The 18,855-nt window shown below is 69.7% G+C and carries 14 protein-coding genes; 6 read left to right on the top strand and 8 right to left on the bottom strand.

Annotation, left to right across the window (positions count from 1 at the left end; genetic code table 11):
* The first annotated feature begins 90 nt into the window (after positions 1 to 90).
* On the top strand, positions 91 to 939 hold the full coding sequence (gene folD, locus Q8X39_RS13165; RefSeq protein ID WP_305750135.1) for a bifunctional methylenetetrahydrofolate dehydrogenase/methenyltetrahydrofolate cyclohydrolase FolD: 849 nt from the start codon (positions 91 to 93) through the stop codon (positions 937 to 939).
* 6 nt (positions 940 to 945) lie between these two features.
* On the opposite strand, the gene Q8X39_RS13160 is transcribed toward folD, so the two are convergent.
* Positions 946 to 2,937, bottom strand: a complete 1,992-nt coding sequence (locus Q8X39_RS13160; protein WP_305750134.1) for a sigma-54-dependent Fis family transcriptional regulator — start codon at positions 2,935 to 2,937, stop codon at positions 946 to 948.
* A gap of 284 nt (positions 2,938 to 3,221) precedes the next feature.
* On the opposite strand from Q8X39_RS13160, the gene exaC reads away from it, so the two are divergent.
* The gene (gene exaC, locus Q8X39_RS13155; protein WP_305750133.1) at positions 3,222 to 4,742 is read left to right on the top strand and encodes an acetaldehyde dehydrogenase ExaC; all 1,521 of its coding nucleotides are present in this window, start codon (positions 3,222 to 3,224) and stop codon (positions 4,740 to 4,742) included.
* A gap of 236 nt (positions 4,743 to 4,978) precedes the next feature.
* Positions 4,979 to 7,045 carry a M3 family metallopeptidase gene (locus Q8X39_RS13150; RefSeq protein WP_305750195.1) on the top strand — a complete coding sequence of 689 codons (2,067 nt, stop codon included), beginning with the start codon at positions 4,979 to 4,981 and terminating at the stop codon, positions 7,043 to 7,045.
* A 21-nt stretch (positions 7,046 to 7,066) separates the two neighbouring features.
* On the opposite strand, the gene Q8X39_RS13145 is transcribed toward Q8X39_RS13150, so the two are convergent.
* The 3 genes from Q8X39_RS13145 to rsmI form a co-directional block, all read right to left on the bottom strand.
* Positions 7,067 to 9,454, bottom strand: coding sequence for a diguanylate cyclase domain-containing protein (locus Q8X39_RS13145; protein WP_305750132.1), 2,388 nt, complete (start codon positions 9,452 to 9,454; stop codon positions 7,067 to 7,069).
* Positions 9,451 to 10,401, bottom strand: coding sequence for a transporter substrate-binding domain-containing protein (locus tag Q8X39_RS13140; protein ID WP_305750131.1), 951 nt, complete (start codon positions 10,399 to 10,401; stop codon positions 9,451 to 9,453). The genes Q8X39_RS13145 and Q8X39_RS13140 overlap by 4 nt, the downstream gene beginning before the upstream one ends.
* 101 nt (positions 10,402 to 10,502) lie before the next feature.
* Positions 10,503 to 11,477: a 16S rRNA (cytidine(1402)-2'-O)-methyltransferase gene (gene rsmI, locus Q8X39_RS13135; protein ID WP_305750194.1), complete on the bottom strand. Its 975-nt coding sequence runs from the start codon at positions 11,475 to 11,477 to the stop codon at positions 10,503 to 10,505.
* Between the two features lie 37 nt (positions 11,478 to 11,514).
* Here rsmI and Q8X39_RS13130 point away from each other — a divergent pair, with 37 nt between their 5' ends.
* From Q8X39_RS13130 to Q8X39_RS13120, 3 genes are all read left to right on the top strand, one after another.
* Positions 11,515 to 11,964: a YraN family protein gene (locus Q8X39_RS13130; RefSeq protein WP_407068008.1), complete on the top strand. Its 450-nt coding sequence runs from the start codon at positions 11,515 to 11,517 to the stop codon at positions 11,962 to 11,964.
* An 86-nt stretch (positions 11,965 to 12,050) separates the two neighbouring features.
* Entirely contained in the window at positions 12,051 to 12,644 is a 594-nt protein-coding gene (locus Q8X39_RS13125) for a phosphoheptose isomerase (protein ID WP_305750130.1), read from the top strand.
* A complete protein-coding gene (locus Q8X39_RS13120; RefSeq protein WP_305750129.1) occupies positions 12,641 to 13,276 on the top strand; it encodes a BON domain-containing protein in 636 nt (211 codons plus the stop codon). The genes Q8X39_RS13125 and Q8X39_RS13120 overlap by 4 nt, the downstream gene beginning before the upstream one ends.
* A 105-nt stretch (positions 13,277 to 13,381) precedes the next feature.
* On the opposite strand, the gene Q8X39_RS13115 is transcribed toward Q8X39_RS13120, so the two are convergent.
* From Q8X39_RS13115 to Q8X39_RS13100, 4 genes are all read right to left on the bottom strand, one after another.
* A complete protein-coding gene (locus Q8X39_RS13115; RefSeq protein WP_305750128.1) occupies positions 13,382 to 14,275 on the bottom strand; it encodes an NAD(P)-dependent oxidoreductase in 894 nt (297 codons plus the stop codon).
* 116 nt (positions 14,276 to 14,391) lie between these two features.
* The gene (locus Q8X39_RS13110; RefSeq protein WP_305750127.1) at positions 14,392 to 16,575 is read right to left on the bottom strand and encodes an NACHT domain-containing protein; all 2,184 of its coding nucleotides are present in this window, start codon (positions 16,573 to 16,575) and stop codon (positions 14,392 to 14,394) included.
* A 43-nt stretch (positions 16,576 to 16,618) separates the two neighbouring features.
* On the bottom strand, positions 16,619 to 17,755 hold the full coding sequence (locus tag Q8X39_RS13105; protein ID WP_305750126.1) for a PilT/PilU family type 4a pilus ATPase: 1,137 nt from the start codon (positions 17,753 to 17,755) through the stop codon (positions 16,619 to 16,621).
* 12 nt (positions 17,756 to 17,767) lie between these two features.
* Positions 17,768 to 18,811 carry a type IV pilus twitching motility protein PilT gene (locus Q8X39_RS13100; protein WP_305750125.1) on the bottom strand — a complete coding sequence of 348 codons (1,044 nt, stop codon included), beginning with the start codon at positions 18,809 to 18,811 and terminating at the stop codon, positions 17,768 to 17,770.
* Positions 18,812 to 18,855 lie beyond the last annotated feature (44 nt).

Genomic DNA, 18,855 nt, shown 5'->3' with positions numbered 1-18,855 from the left:
AACGAGAGGCCGCCGCGTGCGGCCTCTCGTGTTTTCATCGCCCGTTCCTTCGCCCGTTCCTTCGCCCCTACCCCGCAGACGAGTGTGTCCATGAGCGCCCAACTGATCGACGGCAACGCCCTTTCCCGCCAGCTCCGCGCCGACATCGCGCAACGTGCCGCCGCGCTGGCCGCGCGCGGCATCCGGCCCGGCCTGGCCGTGATCCTCGTGGGCGACAACCCGGCCAGCGCCGTCTACGTGCGCAACAAGGTCAAGGCCTGTGCCGACAGCGGCCTGCATTCGGTGCTGGAAAAGCACGACGCCTCGATGACCCAGGCCGAGCTGCTCGCGCGCATCGAGGCGCTCAACGCCGACCCGGCCATCCACGGCATCCTGGTCCAGCTGCCCTTGCCGAAGCACATCGACGACCATGCGGTGATCGAGGCGATCTCGCCGCTCAAGGACGTCGACGGCTTCCACGTCGCCAGCGCCGGCGCGCTGCTGGTCGGTGAACCGGGCTTCAAGGCCTGCACGCCCTACGGCTGCATGAAGATGCTCGAATCCATCGGCCTTCGGGACCTGCGCGGCCAGCACGCGGTCGTGATCGGCCGCAGCAACATCGTCGGCAAGCCCATGGCCATGATGCTGCTGGCCGCCAACGCCACCGTGACGGTCTGCCACAGCGGCACCGCCGACCTGGCCCACCACACCCGCCAGGCCGACATCGTCGTCGCGGCGGTCGGCAAGCGCGACGTGCTGACGGCCGACATGGTCAAGCCCGGCGCCGTCGTGATCGACGTCGGCATGAACCGCAACGACGAGGGCAAGCTTTGCGGCGACGTCGACTTCGACGGCGTCAAGGACGTCGCCGGCTGGATCACCCCGGTGCCCGGCGGCGTCGGGCCGATGACGATCACGATGCTGCTGGTCAACACGATCGAGGCGGCGGAGCGGCTTTGAGCCAGCTCAGCCGCCGCGCTCGCGCAGCTTGCGGTAGAGCGTGTTGCGGCTGATGCCCAGTCGCCGCGCCGCCTCGGACAGGTTGCCGGCGCTGCTGCGCAAGGCCTCGGTGATGCAGCGTTCGGCCTGCTGGCGCAGGTCGGAGCCGCCGCCCTCGACCGCCAGGGCCGGAAGCGACGTGCCCGTCGACGAGACCAGCTCGTCGATCAGGTCCTCGGGCAGGTGGCTGCGTTCGATGCGGTGCTCATGCTCGCCCAGCAGTGCACAGGCGGTGCGCAGCACGTTGACGAGCTGGCGGATGTTGCCCGGCCAGCGGTAGGTGGCGAAGGCGGCCGCGACATCGGCCGACAGCGCCAGCTCGCGCCCCGGTTCGAGCTCGCGCAGCATGGCCTCGACCAGCGCATCCAGGTCGCCCCGCTCGCGCAAGCTGGGCAGCGTCAGCGCCAGGCCGTTGACGCGGTAGTACAGGTCCTCGCGGAAGCGGCCGGCCTCGACCTCGGCGCGCAGCTTGCGGTGGGTCGCGCAGACCAGGCGGAAGTCCACGTCGACCGGCTTGCCGCCGCCCAGCGGCACCACCTGCCGCTCCTGCAGCACGCGCAGCAGCCGGGCCTGCATGGGCAGCGGCATGTCGCCGATCTCGTCGAGGAACAGCGTGCCGCCGTGGGCCTCGCGGATGCGCCCAGGTGCACCGTCGCGGCTGGCGCCGGTGTAGGCGCCGGCGCGGTAGCCGAACAGCTCGGCCTCGATCAGCGTCTCGGGCAGCGCCGCGCAGTTCACCGCGACGAAGGGCCGATCGGCACGCGGTCCGCTGCGGTGCGTCGCCCGCGCGAAGACCTCCTTGCCGACGCCGGACTCGCCTTGCAGCAGCAGCGCGATCGGCTTGTCCAGCACGCGCCGGGCGCGCTCGATGGCGGCCTGCATCGCGCCGTCGCCGCGGTCCAGCGCGGCCAGCGCGTCCATCGGCGAGGACACGGGCGCGCCCCGGCGCGGCGGCACCGGCGTGGCCGCGATGTCCACCGCACGCGGGGCGGCCAGCGCGCTCGGGCCGGCGCGCACGGTGCGGCCGACGTCCAGCCGACCCCACAGCGCCGATCCGTCCAGCCGGCGCAGCTCGCGTGGCGCGCCGTTCAGGCCGGGCCGCGCGGCCGCCAGCAGCGCGGCCATGTCCAGGTCCAGCACACGTTCGAGCCTCAGCGTGCCGATGGCGCTGCGCGGCAGGCCCAGCAGCTCCAGCGCGGCCGTGTTCGCGCCGGTGATCCAGCCGTCCTCGGACAAGGCGAGCAGGCCCTCGGTGACGGTGCCCAGGCCCTCGACCTGGGCATGCAGCCGCAGCTGCAGGCCGGCGGCATGGCGGCTCTCGAACAGCTGGTGCTCGATCATGCGGGCGCCCGACCGCACCAGGCCCAGCGTGTGGCGGTGGTGGGCGCGGCGGTCGCCGGAGATGTCGAGCACGCCCAGCAACTGGCCGGCCGGATCGACGATCGGCGCGGCCGCGCAGGTCAGGAAGGCGTTGCGTTCCAGGTAGTGCTCGGCGCCGTGCACGACCACCGTCGCGCCGTCGGCCAGGGCCGTGCCGATCGCGTTGGTGCCGCGCCATTGCTCGCTCCAGATCGCGCCCGGCCGCAGCGCGACCCGGGCGGCGCGGTCGGCGAAGCCGAGGTCGCCCAGCGCATGCAGCAGCATGCCCTGCGGGTCGGCCAGCACGACGATGCTGTCGCTGTCGCGGATCTGCTCGTTGAGGAAGGCCATCACCGGCTTGGCATGCGAGACCAGCGTGCGGCGGTGCGCCAGCGCCCGCGCCAGCTGCGCCGCCGACGCGTGCGGCGTGCCGGGCGCGCGGCCGTCGGGCAAGAGGCCGTGCTGGCGGCTGCGCTGCCAGCTGGCCTGCAGGCCGGGCGCGAGCAGGTCGTCGGACAGCACGCCCGAGTCGAGCCACTGGCGGCGGGCGGTGCGCAGGCGGTCCGCGCTGGAACGCGGCGTGAGGGACATCGTCGGCATGGGCGGTTCTCCGGCTCGGCCCGGCAGGGCCGGCGGCCACGCGGGACCGCATCGGCACTGTCGCGGCATCGGGCGGCAGGAGCCATCGCGCAGATTCCCGCAGGCAGGTGTCCCGCTTCGTGACAGGTGTGCCATCGGCCATGAACAGGCCAGCCGCCGGACCGCGCGCAGCCGGCCGGTTCGTGCGCCGAAGCGGCCTTTCCCTGGCGAATCCGCCCTGGCACGGCCGATGCGAAGTAGCCGGCGGACCCCGTCGGTTCTTCCACCCCCCAGAGGAGACACACATGCTCTACGCAGCCCCCGGCGCCGCCGGCGCCAAGATCGCCTACAAGCCCCGCTACGACAACTTCATCGGCGGCAAGTTCGTCGCCCCGGTCGAAGGCCGCTACTTCGACGTCATCACGCCGATCAGCGGCCAGGTCTACACCCAGGCCGCGCGTTCGGGCGCCGCCGACGTGGAACGGGCGCTGGACGCCGCCCACGCCGCCGCGCCGAAGTGGGCCGCCACCGCGCCGGCCGAGCGCGCCAACATCCTGCTGAAGATCGCCGACCGCATCGAGCAGAACCTGGAGCTGCTGGCCTATGCCGAGACGGTCGACAACGGCAAGCCCATCCGCGAGACGCTGAACGCCGACATCCCGCTGGCGGTCGACCACTTCCGCTACTTCGCCGGCTGCGTGCGGGCCCAGGAAGGCGCGCTCTCCGAGATCGACGGCCACACCATCGCCTACCACTTCCAGGAACCGCTGGGCGTGGTCGGCCAGATCATTCCGTGGAACTTCCCCATCCTGATGGCGGCCTGGAAGCTGGCCCCGGCGCTCGGCGCGGGCAACTGCGTGGTGCTCAAGCCGGCCGAGTCGACGCCCATCAGCATCCTCGTGCTGACCGAGCTGATCGCCGACCTGCTGCCCCCGGGCGTGCTCAACATCATCAACGGCTATGGCCGCGAAGCCGGCACGCCGCTGGCCACCAGCAAGCGCATCGCCAAGATCGCCTTCACCGGCTCGACCGCGACCGGCAAGGTGATCGCCCAGGCCGCCGCCGCCAACCTGATCCCGGCCACGCTGGAACTCGGCGGCAAGAGCCCGAACGTGTTCTTCGACGACGTGATGGCCGAGGACGATGCCTTCCTCGACAAGGCCATCGAGGGCCTGGTGCTGTTCGCCTTCAACCAGGGCGAGGTCTGCACCTGCCCGAGCCGCGCGCTGATCCAGGAATCGATCTACGACCGCTTCATCGAGCGCGCCCTCCAGCGCGTCGCCGCGATCCGGCAGGGCAGCCCGCTCGACACCGACACGATGATGGGCGCGCAGGCCTCGGCCATGCAGATGGACAAGATCATGTCCTACCTCGAACTGGGCAAGCAGGAAGGCGCCAAGGTGCTGTGCGGCGGTGACCGCGCGCTGATGGGCGGCGAGCTGGCCGGCGGCTACTACATCCAGCCGACGCTGTTCCAGGGCCACAACGACATGCGCATCTTCCGCGAGGAGATCTTCGGCCCGGTGCTCGCCGTGACCACCTTCAAGGACGAGGCCGAGGCCCTGCGCATCGCCAACGACACCGTCTACGGCCTGGGTGCCGGCGTGTGGACCCGTGACGGCAGCCGCGCCTACCGCATGGGCCGCGCGATCCAGGCCGGTCGCGTCTGGACCAACTGCTACCACGCCTACCCGGCCCATGCGGCCTTCGGCGGCTACAAGGAATCGGGCATCGGCCGCGAGACCCACAAGGCCATGCTGGACCACTACCAGCAGACCAAGAACCTGCTGGTGAGCTACTCGCCGAACGCGCTGGGCTTCTTCTGATCCGCGCCGGCACGTCGGACGGGCGCTGGAGAGGGGCCCGCCCGGCCGACGTGTCCGGACCGGAACAGGAAGACTTCGTGGCTGGAAGCCGCACGCGACCGCGAGGTCCGTGCGGCTTTGTTCATGGGGCCGCGTGACGAATGGACTTGTGCATCGCGCCGATAGGCCCAAATGGGATGGGGCCGGCACTGGCTGGCAGAGAATCCGCCATCCCCCGCACGAGAACCATGCCCACGATGCACACCGACAACCCCCTGCTCGACGCCGCCCCGCTGCCCCAGTTCGCCGCCATCCGTCCGGAGCATGTCGGACCGGCCATCGACGTGCTGCTGGCCCAGGCCGAGACCGCCCTGGAAAGCGCCGTCAGCGACGCCACGCCGGCCGACTACGAGGCGCTGTCGCGCGTGCTGTCGGTGGCCACCGAGCGGCTGGGCCGCGCCTGGGGCGCCATCAGCCACCTCAAGGGCGTGGCCGATACGCCCGAGCTGCGCGCGGCCTACAACGAGAAGCTGCCCGCCATCACCGAGTTCTACACGCGCCTGGGCGCCGACGAGCGGCTCTACGCCAAGTACAAGGCCATCGCGGCCAGCCCGGCCGCCGCGACGCTGAACCGGGCCCGCCAGCAGGAACTGGCCCACAGCCTGCGCGACTTCGTGCTCGGCGGCGCCGAGCTGCAGGGCGAGGCCAAGGCCCGCTACGCGCAGATCCAGGAGGCCCAGGCGCTGGCCTCGCAGAAGTTCTCCGAGCATGTGCTCGACGCGACCGACGGCTACGCGCGGGTCGTGCCGGCCGAGCGCCTGGCCGGCGTGCCCGAGGACGTGCGCAGCGCCACCCGCGCGGCGGCCGAGAAGGACGGCCAGGACGGCCACAAGCTGACGCTGCACATGCCGGTCTACCTGCCGGTGATGCAGTACGCCGACGACCGCGAGCTGCGCCGCGAGCTCTACACCGCCTACGTCACCCGGGCCTGCGAGACCGGCCCGGCCGAGCGCGACAACGGCCCGGTGATGGCCGAGATCCTGCGTCTGCGCCATGAGGAAGCCGCGCTGCTGGGCCTGCCCAGCTATGCCCACCTGTCGCTGGTCCCGAAGATGGCCGAGACGCCGCAGCAGGTGCTCGATTTCCTGCGCGACCTGGCCCGCCGCGCCAAGCCGCACGGCCTGCGCGACCTGGCCGAGCTGCAGGCCTTTGCCGCCGCCGAGCTGGGCATCACCGAGCTGCAGTCCTGGGACAGCGCCTATGCGAGCGAGAAGCTCAAGGAGGCCCGCTACGCCTTCAGTGACCAGGAGGTCAAGCAGTACTTCACCGAGCCCAAGGTGCTGGCCGGCCTGTTCCGCATCATCGAGACCCTGTTCGAGGTGACGATCACGCCCGACAGCGCGCCGGTCTGGCACGAGTCGGTGCGCTTCTACCGCATCGAGCGGGCCGGCCAGATCGTCGGCCAGTTCTACCTCGACCCCTACGCCCGCCCGGGCAAGCGGCCCGGTGCCTGGATGGACGACGTGCGCTCGCGCTGGCTGCGCCCGGACACCGGCTCGCTGCAGACGCCGGTGGCGCACCTGGTGTGCAACTTCACCGCGCCGATCGACGGCAAGCCCGCGCTGCTGACGCACGACGAGGTCCAGACCCTGTTCCATGAATTCGGCCACGGCCTGCACCACATGCTGACCCAGGTCGACGACCTCGGCGTCTCGGGCATCAGCGGGGTCGAGTGGGATGCCGTCGAACTGCCCAGCCAGTTCATGGAGAACTTCTGCTGGGAGTGGGAGGTGCTGCAGCAACTGACCGCCCACGTCGACTCCGGCGAGCCGCTGCCGCGCGCGCTGTTCGACAAGATGACGGCGGCCAAGAACTTCCAGAGCGGCATGATGACGCTGCGCCAGGTCGAGTTCGCGCTGTTCGACATGCGCATCCATGCCGAGACGGGCTCGGCCAGCGCCGAGGCGGTCCAGCGCACGCTCGACGAGGTCCGCCAGGAGGTCGCGGTGCTGGTGCCGCCGGCGTTCAACCGCTACCAGCACACCTTCTCGCACATCTTTGCGGGCGGCTACGCGGCCGGCTACTACAGCTACAAGTGGGCCGAGGTGCTGAGCGCGGACGCCTGGAGCGCCTTCGAGGAAGAAGGCATCCTCAACCCGGCGACCGGCCGGCGCTACCGCACCGAGATCCTGGAGGCCGGCAGCGCCCGCGACGCGATCGACAACTTCAAGGCCTTCCGCGGCCGCGAACCCCGCATCGACGCGCTGCTGCGCCACCAGGGCATGAGCGAGGCTCCGCAGGACATGACCACCCAGCCGGCCTGAACGACCGCCGGCCTGAGCCGCTCAGGCCGTGCGTGCCGCCGGCGGCGCGAAGAAGTGCACCTGGTTGCGGCCGCGCTGCTTGGCCTCGTACATCGCGCGGTCGGCATTGCGCATCAGGCTGACCTCGTCCAGCCCGCCTTCCGGGTGGCAGGCCACGCCGATGCTGGCGCTGACCTGCACCAGCGTGCCCGCCAGCGCATAGGGCCGCGAGATCGCCTCCAGCAGGTTGTGCGCGACCCGGCCGGCATCGATCACCGACTCGACCTGCGGCAGCAGCACGACGAATTCGTCGCCACCCAGCCGGCAGGCGGTGTCGCTGGCGCGCAACTGTTCCAGCAGCCGCTCGGCGACCTGGCACAGCAGCGCGTCGCCGCTGGCATGGCCGAAGCGGTCGTTGATGGCCTTGAACCCGTCCAGGTCGATGAACATCAGCGCCAGCACGCGGCGCTGCCGGCGCGCCAGCTGCAGGCCCTGGACCAGGCGGTCGTGCAGCAACAGGCGGTTGGGCAGGCCGGTCAACGCGTCGTGCTGGGCCCGATGGGCCAGCTGCAAGGCCATGGCGTGGGCCTCGGTGATGTCGTGCAGCACGGCGACCGCGCCGATCACCCGGCCGTCGGCCACCATCGGCGAGACCGATTCCTGCACCACATGCTCGCCACCGCCGGCATGGGCCAGCCGGACCCGCTGCGGCGCGACCTGGCGGCGACGCTGCTGCAGGCACAGGGCGACCGGGTCGGGCACCTCGGCACCGTTGTCGACGTCGCGCCGGACCAGCGCCTCGCCATACGGGCGACCCTGCAGCGCCGCCTCGGTCTGGCCCAGCAATGTCAGCGCGACCGGGTTGGCGTAGGTGATGCGCCCGCGCGCATCGCTGGTGATGACGGCGTCGGCGATGCTCTCCAGCGTCACCTTGCTGCGCACGTGCTCGGCCGCCAGCTGCTCGGCCAAGCGCTTGCGGGTGATGTCCTCCAGCACCAGGTGGGCACGCAGCACCTGGCCGTCGCTGGCGCGGTCGGTGGTGGCCGACACGAGCACGTCGATGGCCAGGCCGTCGCTGCGCGCCAGCTCCAGCTCGACGTCGCGGCAGCTGCCGGCATTGAGCAGCGCCGGCCAGACCTGCAGGCTGGCCAGCAGGCGGGCTGGCTCGGTCATGAAATCGTCCAGCCGGCGACCGATCACCTCGGCGCGCGCCAGACCCATGCGCTCCAGCCACAGGCGGCTCACGCCGATCAGCCGGCCGGTGCGGTCGACCGACACCATCATGGCCGGCGTGCGCTCGTACAGCGAGCGGTAGCGCTCGCGGCTGCGTTCCAGCTCGAGCGTCTGGCGTCGCACCTGCTCGGCCGACGCGGCCAGCAGCAGCGGCGGCATCAGCGCGGCCAGCAGTGGCGTGTAGAGCAGCAGCTGCTGCCAATGGGCGGTCTGCGGCGGCGCCGGGAACAGGCCCTGCGCGATCAAGGTGCCCACCGTCACCGACACCAGCGCGACGGCGGCGGCCACCGACACGAAGCGCAGCCGCACGGCGCCCAGCACCAGCGGCAGCACCATGTAGACGTAGGGAAACGGCAGCATCAGGATGGCCAGCAGCGCCACGCCGACGCTGATCAGCGCCAGCGCGGCGGTACGGCCGTCAAACAGGTGATCGCGCAGGGTCCGAGCGTCGCTGGCGAGCACCGCCAGCGTGATCGGCAGCAGCGTGGCCGATCCGACCGCCGAACTGTCCAGCCAGCCCCAGGCCACCTGCACGGTCTGGTTGAGGCCGGCCAGCGCCATCAGCGCACTGGCCGCCGCCGTGCCCAGCACGGCGGGCAGCAGCGAGCCCTTGAGCATCACCTGCAACATCACCGCCGGATCGTGCAGCAGACGGCGGTGGTCGCCACCGCGCCGCAGCAGCCAGGCCGCCACGACCATCTCCAGCAGGTTGGGCAGCACCAGCAGCGCGGCCAGGCCGACATCGTCACCGTAGGCCAGGTTGGCGCCCAGGATGCCCAGCCCGGCGGCCAGCAGGGCCGCAGGCCAGGCCCGTCGCGGCAGCACCAGCAGCAGCGCCAGGCCCCACACGTTCGTGTACCAGATGGCCGCCACCTGCCCTGGGAAGCGCGACAGCCACATCGCCGCCGAGGACCAGAACCACGCGCCCAGCAAGGCCACCAGCAGCGTGAGCCAGGGCTGCTGCAGGGCCCACAGCCGCAGCTGTTCCTCGATCCGCACCGGCTCCTCGACCGGACCGGGACCGGGCAGGTCGACGCCAGCCTGCGCCAGCGCAGCCGGCCAGGTCGGCCGGCGACCGGGGTCGAAGGGCATCCATTCGTTGCCCGGGTCGTTGCCGGGGTCGCTGCCCGGGTCGTCGCCCCGGTCGTCATCCGGTCGCTCGCCGGGCTCGCCTTCCGGCCCGCGACGCCGGATCAAGGCTGTTCTCCGCCAGCCCGCGCCCTGCCACGGCGGCGCCAGCGGCCCAGCAGCACCGCGCCCGCACCGAACACCAGCGCGGCCGCACCGGCCAGCATCAGCGGCAGGCGACGGTCATCAGCCGGATCGAGCGCCTCGGCCGGCATCCAGCGCCGCAGCACCTCGGCGCGCTCGTCCTGGGTCAGCGCGCCGAGTCCGGCCTCCAGCGCCGCACCGAGCGCCGGCAGGTCCTTGCGCCAGGCGAAGGACAGCGGATAGCTAAAGCCCACCGGCCGGCCCAGCGACAGCGGCGGCCAACCCTCCTGGCCGACGATGAAGTGAACGCTGGCGACGTCGGCCACGACCGCGTCGACGTCACCGGCACGCAGCAGCGCCAGCGCGGCGCGGTCATCGGCCACCGGCTGCCAGCGCACGCCGGGATGGCCCTTGCGCACATGGCCTTCGACGGCATAGCCCGCGCCCACCGCGACCTTGCGCCCGGCCAGATCGCGCAGGTCCGGCGGTTGCGTGCCGCTGCGGCCGACCACGATGGCATCGACCTGCACGTAGGGGCGGGTGAAGCCGAGGAACTCGGCCCGCTCGGGCGTCGGGCGCAGGGAGGTGATCAGGTCGACCTCACCGCGCCGGGCGCCTTCGAGGATCTCGGCCAAGGGCCGGGCCGGCAGCGTCTGCATCGAGATGCCGGCATGCCGCACGACCCGGTTGAGCAGGTCGACCGACAGGCCCCGCACGCGACCTTCGTTGTCGCGGTAGACGAAGGGCCCATAGTCGGCCTCGGGCGCGAAGCGCACCACCGGCAGCACCGGCTCGTTGGGCACCACCCGCGCGACCGGCGGCGAGGTTCCGGCAGCCCCGGCAGCCCATGCAGCCTGCCGGATCGACGGCACGAGCAGCACCATCACGGCCAGACCGATCCAGATGACCCCCACCACCCGACGCGACAACATGCGTCGATTGTGGGGGGACCGGCCCGTCGGCAACAGCCCCTTGGGATACGTTCCAACCCGATCGCCAACCATGGCGATCACGAAGAACCCGACGGCAACGTTCAGTCGCCGAAGCCGGAGTCCTCGCCCTCGTCGTCCTCGTCTGCCTCCAGCTCGGCCTTGAGCGCCAGCAAGCGGGTGTAGAGCGCGTTGCGCGGCAGGCCGCTGATGCCCGAGGCCAGCGCGGCCAGCTGCTTGAGCGGCAGCATCGGCAGCAAGGCGCGCAGCCACGGCTCGATCGCGGCCAGTGCCGGGTCGACCTCGGCGGGCTCGTCGTCCGCCGTGGCGCGGCGGGCCGGCTGGCCCAGGGCGTGCAGCACCAGCACGAACTCGCCGCGCCGGCGGTCGGCATCGGCCGCCAGCCAGGCGGGCAGGTCGGCGGCGGCGAGCGTGTGCAGGCTCTCGAACTGCTTGGTCAGCTCGCGGCAGACGGTCAGGCAGCGTTCGGGCAGGACCTCGGCCAGCGCTTCGGCCAGCGCCTCGATGCGGTGTGGCGCCTCGAACAGCACCTGGCTGTGCAGCCGCGCGGTCGCATCGTCGCGCAGCGCCAGCAGGGCCTGCCGGCGCGCCTGCGCCTTGGCCGGCAGGAAGCCGAGGAAGCGGAAGCCTTCGGCGGCGACATCGCCGGCCGCGCTCAGGGCGGTCACGACGCTGCTCGCGCCCGGCAGCGGCAGCACGCGCAGCCCGGCCGCCCGCACCGCCGCGACCAGCCGCGCGCCGGGGTCGGACACCGCCGGCGTGCCCGCATCGCTGACGTAGGCGATGCGTTCGCCGGCCTGCAAGCGCGCGACCACCTGGGCGGCGACACGTTCCTCGTTGTGCTCGTGCAGCGACAGCAGCGGCTTGTGCAGGCCCAGTCGCTGCATCAGGCCGCCGCTGACGCGCGTGTCCTCGCAGGCCAGCGCGTCGACGAGACCCAGCACATGGACCGCCCGCAGCGTGATGTCGGCCAGGTTGCCGATCGGCGTGGCGACCACATACAGTGCGCCGGCGGGCAGCTGCTGCCCGCCGGTGGCCGCTGCGGCGGCCTGGCGCAGCAGCGACACGGTCGACGGCGAGGACTCGGGGGGCGTGATGGCGGTGTCGTGGTTCAAGCGGCTGGGACTCGGTGGGACATCGGAGAAGCCTGCGACGGTGGCGGTCGAGGCCGGCATCGTCAGGCCGGTGCAGCGTCCCGGCATGGCCGCCGAGGACCGTGCGCTGGCGCATCTGCAGGCTCAGGGCCTGCGCCTGATCGAGCGCAATTATCGAGTCGCACGCGGCCCCGGCCGGCCCGGCGGCGAAATCGACCTGGTCATGGCCGATGGCGCGACCCTCGTGTTCATCGAGGTCCGCTCGCGCCGGGCCAACAGCGCGCACGGCGGCGCGGCGGCCAGCGTCGGCGCGAGCAAGCGCGCGAAGATCATCCATGCGGCCCGCCACTACCTGTTGCGCCTGCCCGATCCGCCGCCCTGCCGCTTCGACCTCGTGGCGATCGACGGACAGGATCTCAACTGGATGCAGGCGGCCTTCGACGCCGGCTGACACGGCCCGTGCGCACGGGCGTCTCACACGCGCGTCTGGCACGCCTCGTCACGAGGCGGCCAAAAGGGCTCGCATATCATTCCCGCATGTCCGAACAGCGCATCCAGCAGCAGTTCTTCGACAGCGCCGACCTCAAGTACGCCGCTGCCGAAGCCCTCACGCGACCGATCGGCGATGCCGTGCATGCCGTGCTGGGTTGCATCACGGGCGGCGGCAAGGTCCTGGCCTGCGGCAACGGCAGCTCGGCGGCCGATGCGCAGCGCCTCGCGGCCTTGCTGGTGGGTCGCTTCGAGCAGGACCGTCCGGGCCTGGCCGCGGTCAGCCTGTCGAGCGACACCTCCGTGTTGACCGGGGTCGGACGCGATCAGGGCCTCGAACAGATCTTCGCGCGGCAGGTGCTCGCGCTCGGTCATCCGGGCGACGTGCTGGTCGCCTTGAGCACCAGCGGCAACGCCGCGAACGTGCTGGCCGCCGTCGAGGCGGCCCACGAGAAGGAGATGACCGTGGTCGCGCTGACCGGCCAGGGCGGCGGCGCGATGACGGACGCGCTGGCCGAGACCGACGTGCACATCTGCGTGCCCCACCAGCGCACCGCCCGCATCCTCGAAGTCCACCTGCTGGTCATCCACACGCTGTGTGACGTGATCGACCTGCAACTCCTCGGAGAAACCGACGCATGAACGTGACCCGCTCCATGAAGTACACCCCCTCGCGCAGCCTGTGCGCGATGCTCGCCGGTGCCGGCCTGCTGGCCGCGCTGTCGGGCTGCGCCCCGCTGCTGATCGGCGGTGCCGCGCTCGGCGGCGCGATGGTCGCCACCGACCGCCGTACCTCGGGCACCCAGCTGGAGGACCAGGGCATCGAGCTGAAGTCGCAGAACCGCATCCGCGACGTGGTGGGCGACAAGTCCCACGTCACCGTCACCAGCTACGACCGCCAGGTGCTGCTGACCGGCGAGGTCTTCAGCGAGGCCGACAAGGCCGCGATCGAGGCCGCGGTGGCCAAGGTCGAGAACGTGCGCAACGTCGTCAACGACCTGGTGGTGGGCTGGCCCAGCTCGGCCTCGGACCGTTCGCGCGACCTGCTGCTGTCGACCAAGGTCCGGGCCACGCTGGTCGATGCCAAGGACCTGTCGGCCAACGCCTTCACCGTGCTGACCGAACGCGAGACGGTCTACCTGATGGGCAAGGTGACCGAGGCCGAGGCGACCCGCGCGATCGACCTGATCCGCACCATCTCCGGCGTCAAGAAGGTCGTGCGCCTGCTCGACATCATCACGCCGGAGCAGCTGGCCGAGCGCAAGCCGCGCTGATCCGGGCCTCGAAGCCGGCATCGCCAAGGAACGACGGCGGCCCTCGGGCCGCCGTCGTCATTTCAAGCGTCGTTCCCGGCGGCGTTCCCGCGCCGCCGGTGCCGTTCAGCGCAGGCGCTTGATCAGGCTGGACGTGTCCCAGCGGCCACCGCCCATCTGCTGCACGTCGGCATAGAACTGGTCGACCAGCGCGGTGGCCGGCAGGCGCGCGCCGTTGCGGCGGGCCTCGGCCAGCACCAGGCCGAGGTCCTTGCGCATCCAGTCGACCGCGAAGCCGAAGCTGAACTGGTCGTCGACCATGGTCTTGCCGCGGTTGTCCATCTGCCAGCTCTGGGCCGCGCCCTTGCCGATCACGTCGAGCACCTGGTGCATGTCCAGGCCGGCCTTCTGGCCGAAGGCGATGGCCTCGGACAGGCCCTGCACGAGGCCGGCGATGCAGATCTGGTTGACCATCTTGGCGAGCTGGCCGGCACCGCTCTCGCCCAGCAGCGTGACCGCCTTCGAGAACGCCATCGCGACCGGCTTCATGGCCTCGAAGGCGGCCGCGTCGCCGCCGCACATCACGGTCAGCACGCCGTTGACCGCGCCGGCCTGGCCGCCCGACACCGGTGCGTCGATGAAGGCCACGCCCTGCGTCGCCGCCACGGCCGACAGCTCGCGCGCGACCTCGGCCGAGGCGGTGGTGTGGTCGATGAAGCCCGCTCCGGCGGCCATGCCGGCCAGCGCGCCGTGCTCGCCCAGCACGACCGAGCGCAGGTCATCGTCGTTGCCGACGCAGGCGAACACGAAGTCCGCCCCGGCGACCGCCTCGCGCGGTGTCGCGGCATGGGCCCCGCCATGCTGGGCAGCCCAGTCGGCGGCCTTGCTGGCGGTGCGGTTGTAGACCGTCACCTGATGCCCGGCTCGGGCGAGGTGGCCGGCCATCGGGCCGCCCATCACGCCCAGGCCGAGGAAGGCGACGCGTCGCGACGGGGTGGATTCGTAGGTCTTGTTGCTCATGGCCAGCTCCTGGTTGAAACCGGCGCATTCTCGCGGCATGGCGACTCGGGTGTCGCCGGTCCGACCGACCAGAACAGGTTGACCTGCGGGGACCGTCGCCGGTCCCACCGGAGCACTCAAACCACCGAACGGCGGGAGCCCTCATCCAACAGGCGGGACCTCGTCGTCAAGCTCGGTCCAAGGGTCGATTCGAAGCTGATCCCGCAGACGCTCAACTCGTCTTCGGACCGACCGGTGAGCGCACCGACATGCCCGCTGGCCCAGTCGGTTGCTGTCCGGTCCAGCGGGGCGTGCAAGCCGAGGCCCCGTTCCTGGGTGTTGATCACCCAAGCTGCCTGGTAAATGTTCCAGACCTTGAACGTTTCAACCACATGGTTTCCGCTGCGGCCCCGGAACGTGAAACTGCCGAGCCGATCGAGATCGTCCGCCAACGCAGGTGGAACCGACTGAGCGGAGCTGACCCGGAAAATCGCGTAGCCCATGGTCCGGTGACGGCACCAGTACATGTTGCGCCGGCCGAATGCGCGTGACAGGCCGATCGTCGAATCGATCACGCGCAAAGCACGCCGCAAGGTGAAGGCGTCGGGAACCTGCAGTCCGCTCGGGAAGCCGGCCGAAAGGGCCTCTCGCGTGCAGCGCAGGTCGAGGATCTGGCCCAGGTCCGAATCACTCTCGATCATCGGCACGATGATGACCATGTCACTCATCAAGTCGTGCACCTTGAACAGACGGCCTTGTTCCACGTCATGCAACAAGATCTTGACGTCCGTTCGCTGCATGAATGACGCATCCAGTTGTGAGCCGACCTTGTCGTTTGTTCCCACGAACACCAGTTCACCTTCGGACGCCTGATCAACATCTGAGCGCTGGACGGTCGCGAAGGGAAACAGCCCGGTCTTGGCCAGATCCAATTCCCTGATGGCGCGCAAGGACGCTTCCTGGGCGTCGGCCTCCGCCGTACGCAACCAGCTGACGAAGAATTCCTTCATCAGAGGCGTGAAGCTGCAGAGTTGCACCCTGGCATCCCCTGCAATCAATGCCTGGACGACGAAGAACTCAAGAATAGCCTGGTGCGAGAACTTGTATTCGGCATCGACATAGCCTGTGGCGCCTCTCGCACGCACCATCAATGACCGCGTCTTGAACTTCCACTGCTCCGCTCGGCGAGCCCCTTGGGAAAGGTCGCTGCTGCCGGCATCGAGCAATCCACTCGACTCGATCAAGTCATCGATCTCCCCGGCAGAGATGGAATCCTTGCGACGGCGGTCTCTTTGAGAATAGATGTGGACGGCCATGATTCGAGATGCACGCTCGAGAAACTGATTCTTGAACCAGGCGCTCTCACGAACGAACCAGCCATTCACCACATGTTCAAAAAGCGGATATATCTCATTGCCACCCTGCCAGTCATCACGCAATTCATGCACGAGTTTCAGCAGCATCGGCCGACGCATCAATGGGCTGAGGCGCTGGACATGCTGCATGACGCGGCGACGGCGGCCAAGGCACCAGAATGGAATACGGAGCTGGAGATACTTCTTCACCCTCGCATCGTCAAACGGCATCAAGTACCAGCGAAGGAACTTGAGCGTGCCTGAATCACCTGCAGGGCGCGGCCCCGACCCAGTCAGACCGGTATCGGTGGGTACTTCAGTGTCCGAAGCAAAAAGTGTCGAACGACAGGTCACGATCACCCGACGAAATCCAGCGGCCCGTTCCAGGACAGGCTGCAATCCCCCAATTTTTACCGATCCAAGCTCTCGGTCATATTGCTCATCAAATGCATCGAGCAAAAGAACCGTCTGACTTGGAAGGGGAATGCGACCGATTTGCTGAGCGAGGTCATTGGACTTCAAGGGCAGCAGGACGACCTTCACGTCGTTGCCCAGTCGCTCTGGTCGCGCAACCAGGTTCAGCAGCAAGGTCGTCTTGCCGACACCTGCGTCGGCAATGATCAAGAGATGCCGGGGACCGGAAGAATTTCGCACAAACTCCTTCAGGACCTTGAAAGCGGGCTGACTGTCATCACGCTGGAAAAGATCATCGTCCTTCGGCGGAGACAAGGAGAAGGCCGGCTCGACATAGTTGTCGATGGCCCCATCGATCTCGTGCTGGGCAAAGGTTCGGGCTGAATCCGCGATCTCGATGCGTCTGATCTCACGACGGCGCGTCAGGTAGAGACCGACCCTGCCCGCAGCGAGCACGGCAGGGCCGATGAAGCCCAGGGCGGACACCAGCGTCCGCAAGGGCAGGTAGTCAGGCGACTCACTCAGCCTGACCACGAAATCGACGATTTCCAAAGCTCCCCCCCGTGTGGCACGCCCGCCACGTGTGTCGACGCGCTCAAACGATCGACAGGTGCTCGGTGCCCGAGCCGAAGTCGGTGTTGCGCGCCCGGTGGCTCTTGAGCTTGATCTGCAGGCGCAGGTCGTTGACCGAATCGGCGTTGCGCAGCGCGTCCTCGTAGCTGATGTAGTGGCCTTCGTAGAGGTCGAACAGCGCCTGGTCGAAGGTCTGCATGCCCAGCTCGCGGCTCTTCTTCATGATCTCCTTGATCTCGGCCACCTCGCCCTTGAAGATCAGGTCGGCGATCAGCGGCGTGTTCAGCAGGATCTCGACCGCCGCGATCCGGCCGTTGCCTTCCTCGCGGGCCAGCAGGCGCTGGCTGACCATGGCCTTGAGGTTCAGCGACAGGTCCATCAGCAGCTGGCTGCGGCGTTCCTCGGGGAAGAAGTTGACGATGCGGTCGAGCGCCTGGTTGGCGCTGTTGGCATGCAGCGTGGCCAGGCACAGGTGGCCGGTCTCCGAGAACGCGACCGCGTGCTCCATGGTCTCGCGGTCGCGGATCTCGCCCATCAGGATCACGTCGGGCGCCTGGCGCAGCGTGTTCTTCAGCGCCGCCTCCCAGCCCAGCGTGTCGATGCCGATCTCGCGCTGCGTGACGATGCAGTTCTTGTGCGGGTGCACGAACTCGACCGGGTCCTCGATGGTGATGATGTGGTCGTAGGCGACCGTGTTGCGGTGGTCGACCATCGCCGCCAGCGAGGTGCTCTTGCCCGAGCCGGTGGCGCCCACCATGATGACCAGCCCGCGCTTGGTCATCACGATGTCCTTGAGGATGTTGGGCAGGCCCAGCTTGTCGATGCTCGGCAGGTCCTTCGGGATCGTCCGGAACACCATGCCGACCTGGCCCTGCTGCATGAAGGCGTTGACGCGGAAGCGGCCCACGCCCTGCGGCGAGATCGCGAAGTTGCACTCCTTGGTGCGCTCGAACTCGGCGGCCTGCTTGTCGTTCATGACCGAGCGCGCCAGCGCCAGCGTGTGCTGGCCCGACAGTGCCTGCGGCGAGACCTTGGTGACCTTGCCGTCGACCTTGATCGCGGGCGGGAATTCGGAGGTCAGGAACAGGTCCGAACCGCCGCGCGAGACCAGCAGGCGCAGCAGGTCGTTGATAAATTTCGAGGCCTGGTCGCGTTCCATGTGTGCTCCTGGTCAGCCGGGGAAGTTCTCGGGCGTGCGGGCGATCATGCGTGCGTCGGCGGCCGACACGTAGCCGCGCCGCACCAGGTCGGCGAGGCACTGGTCCAGCGTCTGCATGCCCTGGGCCTGGCCGGTCTGGATGATCGAGTACATCTGCGCGACCTTGTTCTCGCGGATCAGGTTCCGGATCGCCGGGCTGCCCAGCATGATCTCGTGCGCGGCGATGCGCCCGCTGCCGTCGCGGCGCTTGAGCAGCGACTGCGAGATCACCGCGATCAGCGACTCCGACAGCATCGAGCGGACCATCTCCTTCTCGCCGGCCGGGAAGACGTCGACCATCCGGTCGATGGTCTTGGCCGCGCTGGAGGTGTGCAGCGTGCCGAAGACCAGGTGGCCGGTCTCGGCGGCGGTCAGCGCCAGGCGGATGGTCTCGAGGTCCCGCAGCTCGCCGACCAGGATGACGTCCGGGTCCTCGCGCAGCGCCGAGCGCAGCGCGTTGGAGAAGGTCAGCGTCTGCGCGCCGACCTCGCGCTGGTTGACCAGGCACTTCTTGGAGTCGTGCACGAACTCGATCGGGTCCTCGACCGTCAGGATGTGGCCGAACTCGTTCTCGTTGCGGTGGTTGACCATCGCCGCCAGCGTCGTGCTCTTGCCCGAACCGGTCGGGCCGGTCACCAGCACCAGGCCGCGCGGCTTGAGCGAGAGGTCGGCGAAGACCTTGGGACAGGCCAGCTCCTCCAGCGTCAGCACCTTGCTCGGGATGGTCCGGAACACCGCGCCGGCACCGCGGTTCTGGTTGAAGGCGTTGACCCGGAAGCGCGCCAGGCCCTGGATCTCGAAGGAGAAGTCGCACTCCAGCGTCTCCTCGAAGACCTTGCGCTGGGCGTCGTTCATGACGTCGTAGACCATGTCATGCACGGCCTTGTGCGGCAGCGGATCGACGTTCAGCCGGCGCACGTCGCCATGCACCCGGATCATCGGCGGCAGGCCGGACGAGAGGTGCAGGTCCGAGGCCTTGTTGCGCACTGAGAACGCAAGCAGCTGGGTGATGTCCATGTGGGATGTGGCCCGCGCCGCAGGGATGCGGCAAGGTCGGCCGG

This window comes from Leptothrix discophora, from assembly GCF_030705305.1.
In the GTDB taxonomy this organism is placed as follows: domain Bacteria; phylum Pseudomonadota; class Gammaproteobacteria; order Burkholderiales; family Burkholderiaceae_C; genus Sphaerotilus; species Sphaerotilus discophorus.
This window is presented reverse-complemented; position numbering and strand designations above follow the sequence as displayed.

Excerpts from the sequence above, each read along its gene's own strand:
- folD (WP_305750135.1), top strand. The coding sequence starts at position 91 with ATGAGCGCCCAACTGATCGACGGCAACGCCCTTTCCCGCCAGCTCCGC.
- Q8X39_RS13160 (WP_305750134.1), bottom strand. The coding sequence starts at position 2,937 with ATGCCGACGATGTCCCTCACGCCGCGTTCCAGCGCGGACCGCCTGCGC.
- exaC (WP_305750133.1), top strand. The coding sequence starts at position 3,222 with ATGCTCTACGCAGCCCCCGGCGCCGCCGGCGCCAAGATCGCCTACAAG.
- Q8X39_RS13150 (WP_305750195.1), top strand. The coding sequence starts at position 4,979 with ATGCACACCGACAACCCCCTGCTCGACGCCGCCCCGCTGCCCCAGTTC.
- Q8X39_RS13140 (WP_305750131.1), bottom strand. The coding sequence starts at position 10,401 with ATGTTGTCGCGTCGGGTGGTGGGGGTCATCTGGATCGGTCTGGCCGTG.
- Q8X39_RS13130 (WP_407068008.1), top strand. The coding sequence starts at position 11,515 with ATGGCGGTGTCGTGGTTCAAGCGGCTGGGACTCGGTGGGACATCGGAG.
- Q8X39_RS13125 (WP_305750130.1), top strand. The coding sequence starts at position 12,051 with ATGTCCGAACAGCGCATCCAGCAGCAGTTCTTCGACAGCGCCGACCTC.
- Q8X39_RS13120 (WP_305750129.1), top strand. The coding sequence starts at position 12,641 with ATGAACGTGACCCGCTCCATGAAGTACACCCCCTCGCGCAGCCTGTGC.
- Q8X39_RS13115 (WP_305750128.1), bottom strand. The coding sequence starts at position 14,275 with ATGAGCAACAAGACCTACGAATCCACCCCGTCGCGACGCGTCGCCTTC.
- Q8X39_RS13105 (WP_305750126.1), bottom strand. The coding sequence starts at position 17,755 with ATGGAACGCGACCAGGCCTCGAAATTTATCAACGACCTGCTGCGCCTG.
- Q8X39_RS13100 (WP_305750125.1), bottom strand. The coding sequence starts at position 18,811 with ATGGACATCACCCAGCTGCTTGCGTTCTCAGTGCGCAACAAGGCCTCG.